The sequence below is a fragment of the Streptomyces sp. NPDC044033 genome (assembly GCF_056434425.1).
In genome coordinates this window covers 228,002-245,758 of record NZ_JBWKFF010000011.1, presented here as the reverse complement: position 1 = coordinate 245,758, position 17,757 = coordinate 228,002, and the positions used below count along the sequence as shown (strand labels likewise).

The window sequence follows — 17,757 nt, the reverse complement described above, 5'->3', positions numbered from 1 at the left end:
CGCGAGTAGCGTGCGGCAGGCCCCCCGGCGGAACAAGGCGAATAGGGACGTTTCCCGTTTCCTGTTTCTGTTTCCTCTGATTCCTTCGCGGCTTCTTCGTGGCTTCTTCGCGGTTTTCTCGCGGGCCTCCGGCCGTGCTTCCCGCGACGAACGCAACAGGAACTCCCCCGAGGTGTCGATACGCCCCGGGCCGTACTCCGGCCCCGCTCACGAAACGGGAGTGTCAGTGGTGTCTGCTAAGACTGGAGCCGTGAGCAGCGAGAACGGGCGGCCGGAGCGGAATCCGGCGCAGGCGGCGGACGCGGCCCCGGCGGGTGACCCGGCCGGGGGAGAGCAGCTCGCGCTCATTCGGGAGACCGTGCGCGAGGCGAAGGTGCCGCGTGCCAAGCCGCGCACCTGGCGGGGCGCCGCGCTAGCCGCGGACCGGCCCGTCGCCCGCGTCCTGGTGGACAAGGGGCTCATCCACCTCGACCAGTTCTTCGACTACGCCGTGCCCGAGGCCATGGACGACGAGGCGCGGCCCGGTGCCCGGGTGCGGGTGCGGTTCGGGGCCCGGGTCGCCAAGGGGCGTCGCGAGGGCGGCGAGCTGCACAACGGCTTCATCGTCGAGCGCCGGGCGGAGAGTGACTACCGCGGCCCGCTCGCCCCCATCGCCCAGGTCCTCTCCCCGGAACCGGTGCTCGGCCCCGAGCTGCTGGCGCTGTGCCGCGCCGTCGCCGACCGCTACGCGGGCACGCTCGCCGACGTCGTCCAGCTCGCCGTCCCGCCCCGCCGCGCCCGCCCCGAGGCCAAGCCCTCGCCCGAACCGCTGCCCCCGCCAGCCCCGCCCGAGCCCGACAGCTGGTCCCGGTACCCGACCGGCCCCGCCTACCTCGACGCCGTCCGCCGGGGCGAGCGCCCGCGCGCCGTATGGACCGCGCTGCCCGGTCCGCACTGGCCCCAGGAGCTGGCCCGCGCCGCCGCCGCGGCCCTCGCCTCCCACCGCGGCGCGCTGATCGTCGTGCCGGACGGGCGGGCCGCCGCCCGCGTGGACGCCGCGCTGACCGAGCTGCTCGGCGACGGCCGGCACACGCTGCTCACCGCGGACGCCGGGCCCGAGGAGCGCTACCGCCGCTGGCTCGCGGTCAGCCGCGGCAGCGTACGGGCGGTGGTCGGCACCCGCGCCGCGATGTTCGCGCCCGTACGCGACCTGGGCCTCGTCGCGATCTGGGACGACGGCGACGCCAGCCACAGCGAGCCGCACGCCCCGCAGCCGCACGCGCGCGAGGTGCTGCTGCTGCGCGCCGCGCACGAGAAGGCGGCCTTCCTGCTCGGCGGCCACGGCTGCACGGTCGAGGCCGCCCAGCTCGTGGAGACCGGATGGGCGCTGCCGCTGGCCGCCGACCGCGCCCAGGTGCGCGCCGCGGCGCCCATGATCCGTACGGTCGGCGACGGCGACCAGGCGCGTGACGAGGCGGCGCGCGCCGCCCGGCTGCCCACCCTGGCCTGGCAGGCGGTGCGGGACGGGCTCAAGAGCGGCCCGGTGCTCGTCCAGGTGCCGCGCCGGGGGTACGTACCGCGGCTGGCCTGCGAGCGGTGCCGTGAGCCCGCGCGGTGCCGGCACTGCGCGGGCCCCTTGGAGGCGCGCGGCGGCGACGGCGAACTGCACTGCGGATGGTGCGCGCGCGAAGCCCACGACTGGCACTGCGGCGAGTGCGGCGGCTTCCGGCTGCGCGCCCAGGTCGTCGGGGCCCGGCGCACCGCCGAGGAGCTGGGCAGGGCGTTTCCCGCCGTGCCCGTACGGACCTCCGGACGCGATCACATCCTGGACACCGTGCCCGACGGGCCCGCCCTCATCGTCTCGACGCCGGGCGCGGAGCCCATCGCCGAAGGGGGCTACGCGGCGGCGCTGCTCCTCGACGGCTGGGCGCTCCTCACCCGTCCCGACCTGCGCGCGGGCGAGGAGGCGCTGCGCCGCTGGCTGGGCGCGGCCGCGCTGGTCCGGGGGCAGGAGGCGGGCGGCACGGTGGTCGTCGTCGCCGAGCCCACGCTGCGGCCCGTACAGGCGCTGGTGCGCTGGGACCCGGCCGGGCACGCGGTGCGGGAGCTCGCGGACCGCGCCGAGCTGGGGTTCCCGCCCGTCTCGCGGATGGCCGCGGTGGCGGGCCCCCCGGAGGCCGTGGCGGACCTGATCGAGATGGCCGAACTCCCCGGTGATGCCGAGGTGCTGGGCCCGGTCGCGCTGCCCATGACCGACGCGGGCCGGCCGCGGCGCACGGGCGATCCGCCGCCGGGGGAGCAGTGGGAGCGGGCGCTGCTGCGGGTGCGTCCCGGCAACGGGGCCGCCCTGGCCGCCGCGCTGAAGGCGGCGCAGGCGGCGCGGCTGGTGCGCCGCGAGGGGGCCCCGGTGCGTATCCGTGTCGATCCGCCGGACATCGGCTGACGGAGCGTCGGTCGGGGGAGGGGGAGGGGGAGAGGGTGAAGCGGCGCTGCCCCGTGGTCCGGCGTGGGCCGGGCCTCGGGGCAGTGAGCGTCAGGGCGGCGAGACGGTCGGAGTGACGGGAGGAGCGTCAGGAGGAGCGTCGGGAGGCGGCGTGCGGTCAGCCGTTGCGGGGGCCGGGGAAGGCGCTCGGCCGCGGCTCCTCCCGCAGCGCCGAGTCCCGCAGCGCCGCATCGCGCAGACCGGGCTCTCGCAGGCCCGGATCCCGCAAACCCGGATCCCTCAGACCTGAATCCCTCAGTGCCGGGGCCGACTGTCCCGGCATGGAGCGGGCGGCGGGCACGGCTGCGGGCAGCTGAGGGCCGACGGATGCGGCCGGCAGCCCGGCCGTATCCGTCGTACGGACCGGCTCGCCGCCGTGCCCGCCGCCCGCGGCGTTCTGCGCGCCGGCCCGGCGGGTGCCGTAACGACGGTGCACCGCCTGTTTGGTGACGCCGAGCGCCGAACCCACCGCGTCCCACGAGAAGCCCAGCGAGCGGTCGAAGTCCACCGCCGCGGTGACGAGCGTCTCGATGCTGTCGCGCAGCTCCTGCGCGAGCCGTACGGTCGGCGCGGGCGCCCGCCCGTACACGACGAAGCCCGCGGACGGGCCGGTGCGCCGCGGGCGGTAGACGTTTCCGAGCTGGGCGGTGAGGGTGCGCAATGCGTCCACCTGTCGGCGGACCCGCTCGATATCCCGCACCAGCAGATGCAGGCTGGCCCGTGCCTGGGCGTCGTGGGTTGCGTGGTCGGCCATGAACAAGCCTCTCGAACCGGCGTGGAATGCGGAAAGTGGAAGGTGCGGAAAGTAGAAGGTGTGGAACGCGGACATCAGGGCAATGGATCGGATGGCCATCGGAAGCGAACGAGGGCCGGCCCGTGCCGCGGCCCGTTCCGGTCAATCTCTCTTGACCTCAACGCGAAACGTGCCCCGTGGGTCACGGTGAGGGGGCGTACGGCCTGCGCGGCGGGGCGCGAATTGCCCCGTACGCCCCCTACGGCCGGAGCCCCGGCCTCCCCCCAGGCTCCGCCCCGGCCTGTCCGAACTCGGCCCGCCGGACAGGCCCTAGACTGGTCCGCCGTTCCGCTCGGCGCGTTGAGAGGTAGATCGTCACCCATGAGGCTCGTCTTCGCCGGTACCCCCGAGGTCGCAGTGCCCGCCCTCGACGCGCTGCTCGCGTCGGACCGGCATGAGGTCGTCGCCGTCGTCACCCGGCCCGACGCCCCCGCCGGGCGCGGCCGCAAGCTGGTCGCCAGCCCCGTCGCCCAGCGCGCTGAGGAGGAGGGCATCGAGGTGCTCAAGCCCGCCAAGCCGCGTGACGAGGACTTCCTCGCCCGGCTGCGGGAGATCGCCCCCGACTGCTGCCCCGTCGTCGCCTACGGCGCGCTCCTGCCCAAGGCCGCGCTGGAGATCCCCGCCCACGGCTGGGTCAATCTGCACTTCTCGCTGCTGCCCGCATGGCGCGGCGCCGCCCCCGTACAGCACGCGGTGCTGGCCGGGGACGAGGTCACGGGCGCGTCGACGTTCCTGATCGAGCAGGGGCTCGACTCCGGACCGGTCTTCGGGGTGCTCACCGAGGAGGTCCGCCCCACCGACACCAGCGGCGACCTGCTGACGCGGCTGGCCTTCGCCGGGTCCGGACTGCTCCTGGCCACCATGGACGGCATCGAGGACAACACCCTGGAAGCCGTGCCCCAGCCCGTCGAGGGCGTCACCCTCGCGCCGAAGATCAACGTCGAGGACGCCGAGGCCGACTGGACCGCGCCCGCGCTCCGCGTCGACCGGGTGGTGCGCGGCTGCGCCCCCGCCCCCGGAGCGTGGACCCTCTTCCGCGGCGAGCGGCTCAAGCTGATGTCCGTGGCCCTGTGCCCGGACCGCGTCGACCTGGCGCCCGGCGAACTGTCCGTCGCCAAGAACGCCGTGTACGCCGGGACCGGCTCGCACGCCGTCGAGCTGCTGTGGGTGCAGCCCCAGGGCAAGAAGCCGATGAAGGCCGCGGACTGGGCGCGGGGCGTCCGGATCGCCGCGGGTGAGCGGCTCGGCGCCGAGTAGGGCGCGGGGCGTAGCCTGAATCCCTCGTCATCCCAGCTCCGGAGCACATTTCGTGAACGATCAGGCCCCCCGCCGCCGGCCCGCCAAGCCCGCGAAGCCCCACCGCCGTCCCAAGAAGGACCCCGTGCGGATCCTCGCCTTCGAGGTGCTGCGCGCCGTGGACGAGCGGGACGCCTACGCAAACCTGGTGCTGCCCCCGCTGCTGCGCAAGGCCCGCGACAAGGCCGCCGCGGGCAAGGACGGCACGACCTTCGACGCGCGGGACGCGGCGCTGGCCACCGAGCTGGTGTACGGGACGCTGCGCCGCCAGGGCACGTACGACGCGATCATCGCGGCCTGCGTGGACCGGCCGCTGCGCGAGGTGGACCCGCCGGTCCTCGACGTGCTGGGCCTGGGCGCGCACCAGCTGCTCGGGACCCGCATCCCCAGCCACGCGGCGGTCTCGGCGACTGTGGAACTGGCCCGGGTCGTCCTCGGCGACGGGCGTGCGAAGTTCGTCAACGCGGTGCTCCGCAAGATCGCCGCCGATGACCTCGACGGCTGGCTGGAGAAGGTCGCACCGCCCTACGACGCGAACGCCGAGGACCACTTGGCGGTCGTCCACTCCCACCCGCGCTGGGTCGTCTCCGCCCTGTGGGACGCTCTCGGCGGCGGCCGGGCCGGCATCGAGGACCTCCTCGAAGCGGACAACGAACGCCCCGAGGTGACGCTCGTGGCCCGCCCCGGGCGCGCCACCGTCGACGACCTGATGGACGAGCTGGGCGAGGACTCGGGGCTGCTCGGCCGCTGGTCGCCGTATGCCGTGCGGCTCGCCGAGGGCGGCGAGCCCGGCGCGCTGGAATCGGTCCGCGAAGGCCGGGCCGGCGTGCAGGACGAAGGCAGCCAACTGGTCGCGATCGCCCTGGCGAACGCCCCGCTGGACGGCCCCGACCAGCGGTGGCTCGACGGTTGCGCGGGCCCCGGCGGCAAGGCCGCACTGCTCGCGGCGCTCGCCGCCGAGCGCGGAGCGGCGCTGCTCGCCTCCGAGAAGCAGCCGCACCGCGCCCGCCTCGTCGAACGGACGCTGGCCGGCAACCCCGGCCCGTACCAGGTCATCGCGGCGGACGGCACCCGCCCGCCCTGGCGCGAGGGCGTCTTCGACCGAGTCCTGGTCGACGTGCCGTGCACCGGCCTCGGCGCGCTGCGCCGCCGCCCCGAAGCCCGTTGGCGGCGGCGGCCCGAGGACCTGGACGGCTTCGGCCCGCTCCAGCGCGGGCTGCTGCGCGAGGCGCTGCGGTCGGTGCGCGTCGGCGGCGTCGTCGGCTACGCGACCTGCTCGCCGCACCTCGCCGAGACCCGTGCCGTGGTCGACGATGTGCTCAAGGGGCGCGGCGGCCCGGCGCCGAGCGCCGAGTTGATCGACGCGCGCCCCCTGATGCCGGGCATCCCGGCGCTCGGGGACGGCCCGGACGTACAGCTGTGGCCGCATCTGCACGGTACGGACGCGATGTATCTGGCCCTGCTGCGCCGCACGGCCTGAGCGGGGCGGGCCTCGCCAGGCTCGCCTTCGCGCGTCCCCTTCTTGTCGAAGGAGGAGCCCCGGGCCGTGGGGCCTCGGCCTGTTCTGTGGCGAGTGCTTCTTCTATTCGGACCAGGCCAGGCACCAGGACGCGGCGGTCCGGGCGCCGCCTTCAGCAGGTTGGCGCCCGTGCGGTTGCGGCCCGCACATTGTGTGAACACGATGACGTAAAGGCGGGCCGCCCTAAACCGGCACTCGTCCGCTCTCAGATGCCCACAGTGCGTGCCTCTGGGGGACAGAGTCACACGGCTCGCCCGTGGCCTGATCTTTTCCGCCCCTGACAGCAGAGCTGTTGAGGATTTCCATGCCTTCTACGTCTTCTACGCCTTCCGCGCCGAGTGGGATTTTCGCCTCAGCGGCGCCGTATTACGCCCGATACCAACCGCTGTACCCGCGGGAACTGTACGACTCGATCAGTGAAAAGTTCGAGCTGAACGGAGCCCGGACAGCTCTCGACCTCGGGTGCGGGCCGGGCGTCATCGCCCTGCCGCTGTCCAGATTGGTCGAGCAAGTAATCGCCGTGGACCCGGAACCAGGCATGCTCGAACAAGGCGAGATGATCGCCGGGCTTCAGAACGTCGGCAATATTCAGTGGCGGCTAGGAGATTCCTCCGGATTGCGTGTGCTGAACCTGCCTCCTCTTGACCTCTGCGTCATGGGCAGATCGTTTCACTGGATGTCCCGCGACCAGGTCCTCGCCGACCTCGACTCGCTCATCAGCCGCCAGGGCGGCGTGGTCATCGCCGCCATGAAACCGCCCGAGACGGAGTGGGCCCGTGTCGTCGCCGGTGTGCGGGACCGGTATCTCCTCCCCTCCGGCAGCAAAGACGACGGCACCTATCCGGAGCAGGAAGAGCCGCACCATGAAATCCTTCTCCGCTCTCCTTTCCCTTGTGTCACGGCCGAGAGTTGGACGTACCGCGTCGACCACACTCTCGACGAACTCATCGGGCTCCAGTTCTCGCACTCCTCTTTCACTCCCGCTCGGCTCGGAGACCGGAAAGACGCCTTCGAACGAGACCTCCGAGCAGCGTTGGAAGACTCCAATCCGAATGGCCGCTTCGGACAGGTCATCCACGTTGAGGCACTGATAGCCACGCGGAGGCGGTGAGCCTTTTCCGACCCGGGCCGGCGCCAGGGGGCATGACATCCCGAATGCGGGCCCGCGGGTCTCGCACCGCGGGTTCGGGTCCGTCGAGTCGATGCGCGAGTTGACCTTCGAGCCGGTTGAACGCCCACCATCGCACCCATGGACGACATCGCATCGATCAGCGCCATCGCATTCACCCACGCCATCACGCCCTTGGACGATGAGGACGGCGCCCTGCTGAGCATCGGCGCCTTCGCCCGCTGCGTGGGGCTTGCCCCCAGCGCGCTGCGGTTCTACGACGACTGCGATGTGCTGCGCCCCGCCCGGGTGGACGAGGCCACCGGATACCGCTACTACGCCCGTGCCCAGCAGCCTCGGGCCGTCGCGCTGCGCAGGCTGCGCGCGGCCGGGCTGCCGCTGGCCGAGGCGGCGGCGGTGCTCGACGGGGAGCCCGAGGAGGCCCGCCGCGTGCTGCACGGCCATCTGCTGCGGACCCGGGACCTGGCCGAGGCGACGCGCGCGGCGGTCGAGGAGATCCTGCACGCGTTGCCGGGCGGCGGCGGGCGCGCGGCGGCCGTCGTCGGCGGGCCTGAACTCGCGAGCGCGTTGCGGCAGGTGGCTCCGGCCGTCGCGCGCGACGCGGCCCGTGAGGAGTTCCCGGTGCTCGGCAACGTACTGATCGAACTCGACGGCCACGAGGTACGGCTGGTGGCCACCGACCGCTACCGCCTCGCCGTCCGCGTCCTGCCGGGGCGCTCGATGGCGGGCGGGCCCGGCCGGGCGCTCGTGGACGCCGGCCTGCTGGCGGACGTCGGCGGCTGGGCCCTGAGCGGCACGGACGTCCGTATCGAAGTCGACGGCGGGCGGGCCGTGCTGCGCGCCGACGACGATTCCCGGCGTTCCCTGCCGGGGGCCGACGGCACATTCCCTTCGTACCGCACGATGCTCGACGCCCTCGCACCCGTACGGACCCGGGTGATCACCGACCGGAGCGCGCTGCGGTCGGCCCTCGGCGGCCGGTACGGCGAGGGCGTGGTGCGCGTCCGCGCGCGGGATCGGGAACTCGCCCTGATCCAGGGCGACTCCACACCGACGGCCCTGCCTGCCGTGTGCACGGGGCCGCCGCAGACCCTCGCCTTCGACCCCTCTGTGCTGCTGTCGGCGCTGGAGGCGAGCGTCGGCCCCGACGTCCTGCTGGAGATCGCCTCCGCCACCGAGCCGGTCGTCGTCCGCTCCGCGGACCAGGGCAGTTTCACCACTCTGGTCATGCCGGTCCACGACGGTTTTTGAGCGGCAGAGGAAGCGGCAGAAGAAGCGGCAGAGGAAGTGATGGAGGAGATGAAGACCATGATGGACCCCGGAAATCCCGTCGTGCGGCTCTGCGTCGAGGGCATGGAGGCCGAGGCCCGCGGCGCCGACGCCGACGCGCGGCGGCTGTTCGCCCGCGCCTGGGAGACGGCCACCGACGACTACGAGGCGTGCGTCGCGGCCCACTACGTGGCGCGGCACCAGTCCACCGCGCGGGCGACGCTGAGCTGGAACGCGGAGTGCCTGCGCCGGGCGGAGCTGGTGGACGACGAGCGGGTGAGCGGCTTCTTCCCGTCGCTGCACCTGAACATGGCGCGGGCGCACCACGAACTCGGGGACCGCGGCAGCGCGCACGAGCACTTCCAGCGGGCCGCCCGGCGGCTGGTGGACGCGCCCCCGGGGCCGTACGACGACTGGAGCCGCTACGCCGCCGCCGAAGGGCTGCGGGCGACGGGCGGCGAGGACGGGCGTGACGGGCGGCTGCGGGGCCTGCTGACCGAGTTGTGCGCCCGCGCGGATCTCACGTCGCTGGCCCTGGTGCTGCCCGCTTTCGTGGGCGACCTCGGTACGGACGACGACCGCGCTCGGCTGCTGACCGCGCTCGGCATGCTCCACGCGGGCCGGCGGCTGCCCGACGCGGAGCGGGAATCGCTCGGTGCGGTCATCGCCTCCCTCCGTGCGCCTGTCGCGCCGGTGGCTCCCGCCGCCTTGTGACGTGCGCGCATCAGAGGAGGCCGCGGTGCTCGGGGAGGAGGCGTACGGAGAGGCGGCCCGCACAGTGAGGCTGACAGTGCTGGCGGTACGGCGGAGGCGTACGGGCCCGTGCGCTGCCGATCGCGCACCTACCCGGTTCCCCGGCGCCGAATCCCGGGGCGTTATGTGCGGCTCGGTCGCAGAATGCGTGCCTCCGGAGTCGGGGGCGCGCCGCGGGCATGGCAGGCTTGGGGCATGGCCGTGCAGATCAACCCCAGCATCCTGTCCGCGGACTTCTCCCGACTCGCCGACGAGGCGAGTCGCGTAGGAGGCCCCGGCGGCGCCGACTGGCTCCACGTGGACGTCATGGACAACCACTTCGTCCCGAACCTCACGCTCGGCGTGCCGGTCGTCGAGTCGCTGAGCCGCGCCGCGGACGCCCCGCTGGACTGCCATCTGATGATCGAGGAGCCGGACCGCTGGGCGCCCGCGTACGTCGAGGCCGGGGCCGGTTCCGTCACCTTCCACGCGGAGGCCGCCGCCGCGCCCGTACGGCTCGCCCGCGAGATCCGGGCCAAGGGGGCGCGCGCCTCCATGGCGCTCAAGCCCGCCACGCCCATTGAGCCGTACGAGGACCTGCTGCCCGAGCTGGACATGCTGCTGATCATGACCGTCGAGCCCGGCTTCGGCGGCCAGGCGTTCCTCGACATCATGCTGCCCAAGATCCGCCGCACCCGGCAGCTGATCGCCAAGCACGGACTGGAGCTGTGGCTCCAGGTCGACGGCGGGGTGTCGGCCACCACCATCGAGCGGTGCGCCGAGGCCGGCGCCGATGTCTTCGTCGCGGGTTCCGCCGTCTTCGGCGCGGCGGACCCGGCGACAGCCGTACGCTCCCTTCGTTCGATGGCGGAAGAGAGCACCGGTCAGGCGGGCTGGTCGTGCGGGCACTGAGCCACCGGGAAGTGAACTCGAAGGTCAGGGCCTGAGCGGCGCGAGCCGCGTCTGACAGGATGACGGTGGTGTCCGCGCGTCGGACCCACTACGTGCCAGCTTGAATCACGTCTTGAACTAAGTAAGGAGACCGCGGTGTCGACGGGCCGTTCAGCCACGCGGATGGGACCCGCCGAGCTGGTTCAGGCGGCGGCCATGGCCCGCCGCTTCTACCTTGAGGGCAAGTCCAAGATCCAGATCGCCGAGGAGTTCGGCGTCAGCCGCTTCAAGGTCGCGCGCGTCCTGGAGACAGCGCTCGAACACGACCTCGTGCGGATCGAGATCAGGGTGCCCGCAGAGCTCGACGCGGAGCGCTCCGACGCGCTCCGGGCCCGTTACGGCCTGCGCCACGCCGTGGTCGTGGAGTCCCCGGCCGACGCCGGCGACGACGCGGCCGACCCGGAGAACCTCGGCGAGGTGGCGGCCGACCTGCTGGGCGAACTCGTCGCCGAGGGCGATGTGCTCGGCCTCGCCTGGGGCCGCTCCACCATCCACATGGCCGCGGCCCTGCACCGCCTGCCGCCGTGCACGGTCGTCCAGCTCACCGGCGTGTACGACGCGGGGACCGCCGAGCGCGGCTCCGTCGAGGCCGTCCGGCGGGCCGCCCAGGTCTCCGGCGGCGAGGCCCACCCCATCTACGCGCCGATGCTGCTGCCCGACTCGGCCACCGCCGCCGCGCTGCGCGGCCAGACCGGCATCGCCCGCGCCTTCGAGTACTTCGACAAGGTCACGGTCGCCGCCGTCTCCATCGGCTCCTGGGAGCCCGGCATCTCCACCGTGTACGACATGCTCTCCCCCGAGGAGCGGGCGCACTACGCCTCCTTCGGCGTCGCCGCGGAGATGTCCGCGCACCTCTTCGACGCGGACGGGCGCCGGGTCGGCCGGGACCTGGGGGAGCGCTGCATCACCGTCGAGGCCGACCGGCTGCGGCGGATACCGGAGGTCGTCGCCATCGCCGGCGGGTCGCGCAAGGCCGCCGCCATCGGGGCAGTGCTCCGCTCCGGGCTGGTGACCAGCCTGGTCACGGACACCGCCGCCGCCGACTACCTGCTGTTGGAGACCGGGCCCGGCCCGCGTCCCGCGCTGGACCGCGCGGACCCGGACGGCGCGTAACGCTCCGCGCGCGGACGCCTCGGACGTACGCCGAGCCTCGGGCGTACGCGTTCCGGACGCACGGACTCCCGAAGTGCGGCGGGGCGTACGTGCCTTGGGGCGTACGTACCTCGGCCGCACGCGTCCGGCCCAGCCGATCCCCAGCCCGGCCAAGCCCCACCCACCCCAGCCCCGCGCCCGTCACCGAGCGGCGGCGCGCGGGCCCCCCGGTAGCAGGCCGTGGAGGGCCGGGTGGCCGCGGTAAGGCGTGAGGCCGGCGCGCATGGACTGGACGGCGCTGCCCACCGTGTGGGAGCGCAGCCCGTCGCCGACCCGCAGGAACTCCCGCCAGGTGGCGCAAGCCTCCTCCAACTGGCCCATCTCCAGAAGGATTTCCGCCTGCCGGGCCAGGGTCAGCGCGCGGCCCCGGCGGTCCTCGGAGGCGCGGTGGCGCAACGATTGCTCCAACGCGCGGGACGCCGCCGCGCGCTGCCCCAGGCGGTGCAGCGTCTCGGCGGTCTGGAACGCCAGCGCCGCGGGCGGGTAGTGCACGAAGGGACCGGCGTCCTCCGGCGGCCGGTCGCCGGAGTGTTCCCAGGAGCGCTCCCCGGACCGTTCGGCGGCCGCGAGAGCGGTCAGCGCCGCGTGCTTCTCGCCGGTGGCCGCGCGGGTCAGCGCCAATTGCGCCAGGGCGAAGGCCCGTACCGCGTGCGGGGCGTGCGCGGGCAGTGCCTCCACCGCCGAATCCGCGCAGTGCAGCGCGGTCCGGTGGTGCCCCAGGGTCAGGGACTGAGCGCCTATCGCGCGCAGCGACACGGCCCAAGTGACCCGGTCCCGGGTCTGGTTGGCCAGCTCCATGGCGAGGCGCAGATACCGCTGCGCCAGGCCGTGCCCCGACATGTCGGAGTGCATCCGGGCCAGGACGAACGCCAGTCGGGCGGTCTCGGTGCGCAATGCGTCGCGCACGTCCTGCGGCCCCGGCGCGCGCAGCCAGGGCACGGCCGTGTCCGCGATGCAGGCGGCCAGCGCCACCCGGGCGTGCGCGCCGCCGTGCGCGTCCATCGAGGAGGCGAAGAAGCGCACCGCGCCGCGCAGCACGGTGATCTCGCACTGCCCGACGCGCATGCGCTCGGCGGACAGCGGATCCGCCGGGGCTTCCGCCGGCTCGACCCAGACCGGCACATGCGAGGCCGCCGCCCGAAAGGGGCGCAGCAGCAGCGGAGCCCTCGTCACGGGGTCCGTGTCCTGCCGGCTCAGTACGGCCAAGGCGCCGACGGTCCCGGACCGCCGGGCGGCCGGCGCCTCCTGGGGGTGCCGGGGTGACGGCGGTGGTTGGGGCGGCGTCTCCTCGAACCCCGCCGCGCTCGCCGTCATCGCCCGTCCCGTCCTGCGCGTGAGCGCCTCGACGATCAGTTGCGGCACGGGCGCGTTCGGCCGGGTGCCCGCCAGCCAGTGCGAGACGGAGCTGCGGTCGTACGCGAGGCTCAATCCGATCTCCGAGCCGACCGAGTTGACCGCTCGGGCGAATGCCTCATGGGTCCATCCAGCCTCGCGCAGCAACGCGCGCAATCGCTCGTTCGGGCACCGTCGCTCGGCCATCATGCCTCCGGAATATCGCGAATCATCATTACGGGCCGACTGCCGGGCGGCGGGCCGAAGGCGATGCGCACGTGTGGTCCGGCCATGGCGGCGGGGCAGCTCTCCTCATTCATCTCACAGCTGTGACCGGGCGTGAAAGGGCGCATTGGACCGTGCGCTGAGCCATATTCCGCCGCACCGGGCTTTCAACACTTTCAACACATGATGGTGTGTGGTTCGGTCTCATGGATTGACGATTGCGGGTAGTTCTTGGTCCATGCCACTTCTCATCATGAATTCGGACCGATGATGAATCCACTAGTGTTCCTGGAGTTCACATGACCCCCCGGTCCGCCCGCCGGCGGCCCATCAGGAAGGCGCTGTCGAGGCTCTGGGCGGTGGCGGTGCTCGCGCGTGGCGAGGAGCCCGGCCGGCAGTCCGAGGTCGCCTGCTCCGGCACGTACGGCGGCGATCCGGGCGAGCCGCTGCGGCTCGTACTGCTCGGCGACTCGGCCGCGCTGTCCATCGGCGTCGAGCGCCGGCCCGAGACCGTCGGATCGGTCCTGGCCACCGCGCTGTCGAAGGCCGCCGAGCGCCGCGTCGAACTACGGGTGCTGGCCCGCTTCGGGGCGCTCAGCGGCTCCCTGGGCCGCCAGGTGGACCGGATGATGCTCGCCCACCCCGGCGTCGCCGTCGTCGCCATCGGCACCACCGACGTACTGGCGCCCGTACGGACCCGGACCGCCGCGCGCCACCTGGAGGCCGAACTGCGGCGGCTCACCGACGCGGGCTGGTCCGTGACGATCGCGACCTGCCCGTACGTCCGTCAGCAGCCCGCCGTGCGGCGCTGGGCCCGATCGTTCACGGCCCGCCGCAGCCGCCGTCTGGCCCGCGCCCAGACCCATGCCGCGCTGCGCTGCGGGGCCCAGTCGGTCTCGCTGTTCGACCACCATCTCGACCTCGGCGACGGGCTGCTGTGCGCCGACGGCCTGCACCCCTCGGCGCAGGGGTACGCGCTGCACCTGCGGCGTCTGGTCCCCGCCGTCCAGGCCACCGCGCGCCTCGCCGCCGAGCCCGGGCGGCCACGGTCTCCGGAGCACCGGGCCATGCCCGAACCCCGCCGGTCGGCCGACGGTCCGATGAGCCCCGGGGCGCCCTGGCCGTACGGCCGCGAAGTGCCCCTCCGGACCGCCGCGGCGGCGGCGGTCATCATCCCCGGGCTGCAGTGCGCGCCGAGTCGCCCCGGGCGGGCGGTCGTGCGCCTGACGGACTTCCCCCTGCCGCAGAGCCCCTGACCCCGGCGGCCGCCGCCCCGGCCGCCGTCAGCCGCACTCGCCGCCGGTGCCCATGGTCACGCGGTCGCCGCGGATGTCGTCGGCGCTCAGGGCGATGCCGAGGGCGTGGACGCCGGTCAGCTGTACGTACGGCACGGGGACCGGGGGCAGGACGCGGGTGGAGAAGGCCACGGGGAGCAGGCCGAAGACGCGGCCGGTGAGCCATTCGGCGCGCAGCCGTACCGTGCCGCGGACCGTCAACCGCCTTGCCGAGGTGCACAGTTCGTGATCGCCGCCGTAGGACACCAGAGGGTCGTCCAGGACGACGGAGGCGGCCCGGCACACGCCGTGGGCGATGGGCAGGAGCGGGCACAGCAGGCCGGTCACCGTCATGGTCCGGGCCGTGAGCGAGACCGGTCCGCCGCGCGCCGCGTCGGCCGGGCGGCGGCCCCCGGTCAGGCAGTCGGCCAGCGCGGACGCGGCCTCGCGGGCCTGCTCGGGCGCCGCGGTGCGGAGCGGCGCGGCGCGGCGGCAGCGTCCGCCGTCCGGCGCGGGCCGGGCGGGGGCCGCCGGGGCGGCGACGGCGCGCGGTTTCGGCGAGGGGGCGGGGGCGCGGGCGCTCGGCGGGGGAGTGGCCGGCCAGGCGGGGGAGGCCGTCGCCAGTGAGGTCTGGATCAGGACCGCGAGGGCCGTCCAGCGAGTCGCCGCGCCGGTCACCGCGCCGGCGCGGGCTCGTCGGGCACGGGTGCGGACGCGGGCACGGGTGCGGACGCGGGCACGGGTGCGGGCACGGACCGCCAGGCCGTCGCGAACGCCCCGCCCAGCACGGCCAGCACCATGCCGACGAGGAAGCCCCCGAGGTTGGCCATCGGGCAGGACACCAGGCCCAGCACGATGGCCGCCGCGCCGCAGACCGGCGCCAGCCGGGGCCGCAGCAGCAGGAGGACGGCGCACCCGACGAGGGCGCAGGCGATGAGCACGGCGGAGGTCCCGCCGATCCCCTGCAGACCGAGCAGTTCGGGGCGGCGCAGCGGGAAGTACGCGAGTTCCACGCCGGCCGCGGCCATCAGCGCGGGGGCGCAGAGCGGGCGTTCCCGCAGTCGGCGCCCGCGGCGCGCGGGTCCGGCCGCGGCTGGGGAGGAGGCGTTCACGGACGCGTTCACGGACGCGTCCGCGGACGCGTTCACAGGCACGTTCACAGACACGAATGATCACCCGGGCTGATGGACATGCTGGCGTCCTTGAGGCCGAAGGTGCCCGCGGTGAGCGACCACGCGCGCAGTCGCATCCGGTCGATGTCCAGGGTGCGGGCCTGCTGTCCGTAACTGCCCCGGGCGCCCCGCACCCCCTCGACGGCGTCCAGCGTCCCGGCGTCCCGGCCCATCTGCACCCGGCCGAACCGCAGATCGCCGTCCAGCCGCTTGAGGTCGATGACCAGGTTCTCGGCTTCGACGGGGCGGTCCTCGCCCGACGTGATGGTCAGCGTCACGCTGCCGAACGGGGTGTGCGCGACGGACGACTGGCACAGGTGGGAGATGCGCGCGCTGCGGATGCCGGCCACCGCGACGGGGCGGCGCTCGCCGGCGGCGTCCGAGGCGAAGGAGGCGAATTGCACGGCGTCCTTGCCGGCCAGGTGGTCGGCGGCGACCTGGAACGTGCTGCCCGACACGGCGAAGGTGACCGGGACCGCCGAGGCGGTCGTCGCCCAGACGCTGCCCGCGGCGAGCGCCAGGGCCAGCGGCGCGGCCAGGGCGAGGCGCCGCCAGTCCGTACGGGCCCGGGGCGTGCCGTCGGCCGCCGCCTGGCCCCCGGGCACGGCTCCGCTCCCGGCCGCCGCTCCGCCGGGCTCTTGAGAGGTCATGCATTCCTCCACCGTCGTTATGGCCATGGCAGTGGCGATAACCCTCACGCGGGGCCGTAGGACACGTGGGCGGGAAGTTTTGGCGCCTTCTCCAGCCGATCGGGCCCATAAACGTCGGCGGTGCCACCGGATCGTCAGGTGTTCCTACAACCGGCGCTTCCCGCAATCGGACGATCGTATTGAGCGGGAAGTGGGCACGTACCCTGGTGGTATGCGATTCCTCAATCCGCGGACCGGTGCCGTGGAGAGCAGTTCTTCCGTGCCGTACGACCTGACGTACGACGATGTCTTCATGGTGCCGCGCCATTCCGCGGTCGGTTCCCGGCAGGGCGTGGACCTGTCCGCGCCGGACGGGACCGGCACGACCATTCCGCTCGTGGTCGCCAATATGACCGCCATCGCGGGCCGCCGGATGGCGGAGACGGTCGCCCGCCGCGGCGGGCTCGTGGTGATTCCGCAGGACATCCCGCTCGACGTCGTCACCGAGGTCATCGGCTGGGTCAAGACGCGCCATCACGTGCTGGACACCCCGATCGTGCTCTCGCCCGCCCAGACCGTCGCCGACGCGCTGGCCCTGCTCTCGAAGCGGGCGCACGGCGCGGGCGTCGTCGTGGACGGCGACCACAAGCCGGTCGGCGTGGTCACCGAGACCGACCTGACCGGCGTGGACCGCTTCACCCAGGTCTCCGAGGTCATGTCCCGGGAGCTGCTCCTCCTCGACGCGGACATAGACCCGCGCGAGGCGTTCAACCGGCTCGACGCCGGGCACCGCAAGCTCGCGCCCGCCGTCGACGCGGACGGCCGGCTCGCCGGCATCCTCACCCGCAAGGGCGCGCTGCGCGCCACGCTCTACACCCCGGCCCTCGACGCCGACGGCAAGCTGCGCATAGCCGCCGCCGTCGGCATCAACGGCGATGTGGCGGGCAAGGCCAAGGCGCTGCTCGCGGCCGGCGCGGACACCATCGTGGTGGACACCGCGCACGGCCACCAGGACTCGATGATCAGCGCGGTCAGGGCGGTGCGGGCGCTCGACCCGCAGGTGCCGATCGCCGCGGGCAACATCGTCTCCGCCGAGGGCGTGCGCGACCTCATCGAGGCCGGCGCGGACATCATCAAGGTGGGCGTGGGCCCCGGCGCCATGTGCACCACCCGGATGATGACGGGCGTGGGCCGCCCGCAGTTCTCCGCCGTGCTGGAGTGCGCCACCGAGGCGCGCGAGTACGGCAAGCACGTCTGGGCGGACGGCGGTGTGCGGCACCCGCGCGACGTCGCCATGGCGCTGGCCGCCGGCGCCTCGAATGTCATGATCGGCTCCTGGTTCGCCGGTACGTACGAGTCGCCGGGCGACCTCCAGCAGGCCGCCGACGGCCGGCTGTACAAGGAGAGCTTCGGCATGGCCTCCGCGCGCGCCGTGCGCAACCGCACCAGCGAGGAGTCCGCGTACGACCGGGCCCGCAAGAGCCTCTTCGAGGAGGGCATCTCCACCTCGCGGATGTTCCTGGACCCGGTCCGGCCCGGCGTCGAGGACCTGATCGACTCGATCATCGCGGGCGTGCGCAGCTCCTGCACGTACGCGGGCGCGGACTCCCTGGCGGAGTTCCAGGAGCGGGCCGTCGTCGGCGTCCAGAGCGCCGCGGGCTACGCCGAGGGCAAGCCGCTGCACGCCAGCTGGAGCTGAGAGCACCGGATCCCGTACGGGCCGGGCCGCCGCGATCTCCGCGGCGGCCCGGCCCGTCTCCGTGCGCCGTGCCGGGATTCGCCCCTGCCCGTATCTGTTTCCAGAGCCCCGGCCCGTGCTGTGC

The 17,757-nt window shown here is 74.0% G+C and carries 15 protein-coding genes; 10 read left to right on the top strand and 5 right to left on the bottom strand.

What is annotated here, in order from left to right:
• The first annotated feature begins 250 nt into the window (after window positions 1-250).
• Window positions 251-2,422: a primosomal protein N' gene (locus AC07AB_RS21230; protein ID WP_478569141.1), complete on the top strand. Its 2,172-nt coding sequence runs from the start codon at window positions 251-253 to the stop codon at window positions 2,420-2,422.
• A 157-nt stretch (window positions 2,423-2,579) separates the two neighbouring features.
• On the opposite strand, the gene AC07AB_RS21225 is transcribed toward AC07AB_RS21230, so the two are convergent.
• Window positions 2,580-3,215, bottom strand: coding sequence for a hypothetical protein (locus AC07AB_RS21225; RefSeq protein ID WP_478569139.1), 636 nt, complete (start codon window positions 3,213-3,215; stop codon window positions 2,580-2,582).
• A 360-nt stretch (window positions 3,216-3,575) separates the two neighbouring features.
• Between AC07AB_RS21225 and fmt the strand changes: the two genes are divergently transcribed.
• The 7 genes from fmt (at window position 3,576) to AC07AB_RS21190 (ending at window position 11,263) form a co-directional block, all read left to right on the top strand.
• Window positions 3,576-4,511 carry a methionyl-tRNA formyltransferase gene (gene fmt, locus AC07AB_RS21220; RefSeq protein ID WP_478569137.1) on the top strand — a complete coding sequence of 312 codons (936 nt, stop codon included), beginning with the start codon at window positions 3,576-3,578 and terminating at the stop codon, window positions 4,509-4,511.
• A 52-nt stretch (window positions 4,512-4,563) separates the two neighbouring features.
• Window positions 4,564-6,030 carry an RsmB/NOP family class I SAM-dependent RNA methyltransferase gene (locus tag AC07AB_RS21215; RefSeq protein WP_478569135.1) on the top strand — a complete coding sequence of 489 codons (1,467 nt, stop codon included), beginning with the start codon at window positions 4,564-4,566 and terminating at the stop codon, window positions 6,028-6,030.
• Between the two features lie 343 nt (window positions 6,031-6,373).
• Window positions 6,374-7,180, top strand: a complete 807-nt coding sequence (locus tag AC07AB_RS21210) for a class I SAM-dependent methyltransferase (protein ID WP_478569133.1) — start codon at window positions 6,374-6,376, stop codon at window positions 7,178-7,180.
• A 138-nt stretch (window positions 7,181-7,318) separates the two neighbouring features.
• A complete protein-coding gene (locus tag AC07AB_RS21205) occupies window positions 7,319-8,449 on the top strand; it encodes a DNA polymerase III subunit beta family protein (protein ID WP_478569131.1) in 1,131 nt (376 codons plus the stop codon).
• A gap of 39 nt (window positions 8,450-8,488) precedes the next feature.
• Complete coding sequence (locus AC07AB_RS21200; protein ID WP_478569129.1) at window positions 8,489-9,181, top strand: hypothetical protein; 693 nt, start codon at window positions 8,489-8,491, stop codon at window positions 9,179-9,181.
• Between the two features lie 234 nt (window positions 9,182-9,415).
• Entirely contained in the window at window positions 9,416-10,111 is a 696-nt protein-coding gene (gene rpe, locus AC07AB_RS21195; protein ID WP_478569127.1) for a ribulose-phosphate 3-epimerase, read from the top strand.
• Window positions 10,112-10,273: 162 nt separating this feature from the next.
• Window positions 10,274-11,263 (top strand): sugar-binding transcriptional regulator, encoded by a 990-nt coding sequence (locus tag AC07AB_RS21190; protein WP_478569240.1) that lies wholly within the window; start codon window positions 10,274-10,276, stop codon window positions 11,261-11,263.
• 180 nt (window positions 11,264-11,443) lie between these two features.
• On the opposite strand, the gene AC07AB_RS21185 is transcribed toward AC07AB_RS21190, so the two are convergent.
• Complete coding sequence (locus AC07AB_RS21185) at window positions 11,444-12,841, bottom strand: tetratricopeptide repeat protein (RefSeq protein WP_478569125.1); 1,398 nt, start codon at window positions 12,839-12,841, stop codon at window positions 11,444-11,446.
• Between the two features lie 317 nt (window positions 12,842-13,158).
• Here AC07AB_RS21185 and AC07AB_RS21180 point away from each other — a divergent pair, with 317 nt between their 5' ends.
• Complete coding sequence (locus AC07AB_RS21180; protein ID WP_478569123.1) at window positions 13,159-14,115, top strand: GDSL-type esterase/lipase family protein; 957 nt, start codon at window positions 13,159-13,161, stop codon at window positions 14,113-14,115.
• Between the two features lie 27 nt (window positions 14,116-14,142).
• Here the strand turns inward: AC07AB_RS21180 and AC07AB_RS21175 are convergent, their stop codons facing one another.
• The 3 genes from AC07AB_RS21175 to AC07AB_RS21165 are packed head-to-tail and all read right to left on the bottom strand — an operon-like array spanning window position 14,143 to window position 15,955.
• Complete coding sequence (locus AC07AB_RS21175) at window positions 14,143-14,811, bottom strand: hypothetical protein (RefSeq protein WP_478569121.1); 669 nt, start codon at window positions 14,809-14,811, stop codon at window positions 14,143-14,145.
• Window positions 14,808-15,293, bottom strand: coding sequence for a DUF6114 domain-containing protein (locus tag AC07AB_RS21170; protein ID WP_478569119.1), 486 nt, complete (start codon window positions 15,291-15,293; stop codon window positions 14,808-14,810). Before AC07AB_RS21170 ends, AC07AB_RS21175 begins: the two co-directional genes overlap by 4 nt.
• Window positions 15,290-15,955, bottom strand: a complete 666-nt coding sequence (locus AC07AB_RS21165; RefSeq protein WP_478569117.1) for a DUF6230 family protein — start codon at window positions 15,953-15,955, stop codon at window positions 15,290-15,292. The genes AC07AB_RS21170 and AC07AB_RS21165 overlap by 4 nt, the downstream gene beginning before the upstream one ends.
• A 211-nt stretch (window positions 15,956-16,166) precedes the next feature.
• Here AC07AB_RS21165 and AC07AB_RS21160 point away from each other — a divergent pair, with 211 nt between their 5' ends.
• Entirely contained in the window at window positions 16,167-17,633 is a 1,467-nt protein-coding gene (locus AC07AB_RS21160; RefSeq protein WP_478569115.1) for a GuaB1 family IMP dehydrogenase-related protein, read from the top strand.
• Window positions 17,634-17,757: the final 124 nt, after the last annotated feature.

What these genes read in the sequence shown, in the direction of transcription:
- AC07AB_RS21225 (WP_478569139.1), bottom strand. Translation starts at nt 3,215, where the DNA reads ATGGCCGACCACGCAACCCACGACGCCCAGGCACGGGCCAGCCTGCAT.
- fmt (WP_478569137.1), top strand. Translation starts at nt 3,576, where the DNA reads ATGAGGCTCGTCTTCGCCGGTACCCCCGAGGTCGCAGTGCCCGCCCTC.
- AC07AB_RS21210 (WP_478569133.1), top strand. Translation starts at nt 6,374, where the DNA reads ATGCCTTCTACGTCTTCTACGCCTTCCGCGCCGAGTGGGATTTTCGCC.
- AC07AB_RS21205 (WP_478569131.1), top strand. Translation starts at nt 7,319, where the DNA reads ATGGACGACATCGCATCGATCAGCGCCATCGCATTCACCCACGCCATC.
- AC07AB_RS21200 (WP_478569129.1), top strand. Translation starts at nt 8,489, where the DNA reads ATGGAGGAGATGAAGACCATGATGGACCCCGGAAATCCCGTCGTGCGG.
- rpe (WP_478569127.1), top strand. Translation starts at nt 9,416, where the DNA reads ATGGCCGTGCAGATCAACCCCAGCATCCTGTCCGCGGACTTCTCCCGA.
- AC07AB_RS21190 (WP_478569240.1), top strand. Translation starts at nt 10,274, where the DNA reads ATGGGACCCGCCGAGCTGGTTCAGGCGGCGGCCATGGCCCGCCGCTTC.
- AC07AB_RS21185 (WP_478569125.1), bottom strand. Translation starts at nt 12,841, where the DNA reads ATGGCCGAGCGACGGTGCCCGAACGAGCGATTGCGCGCGTTGCTGCGC.
- AC07AB_RS21180 (WP_478569123.1), top strand. Translation starts at nt 13,159, where the DNA reads ATGACCCCCCGGTCCGCCCGCCGGCGGCCCATCAGGAAGGCGCTGTCG.
- AC07AB_RS21165 (WP_478569117.1), bottom strand. Translation starts at nt 15,955, where the DNA reads ATGACCTCTCAAGAGCCCGGCGGAGCGGCGGCCGGGAGCGGAGCCGTG.
- AC07AB_RS21160 (WP_478569115.1), top strand. Translation starts at nt 16,167, where the DNA reads ATGCGATTCCTCAATCCGCGGACCGGTGCCGTGGAGAGCAGTTCTTCC.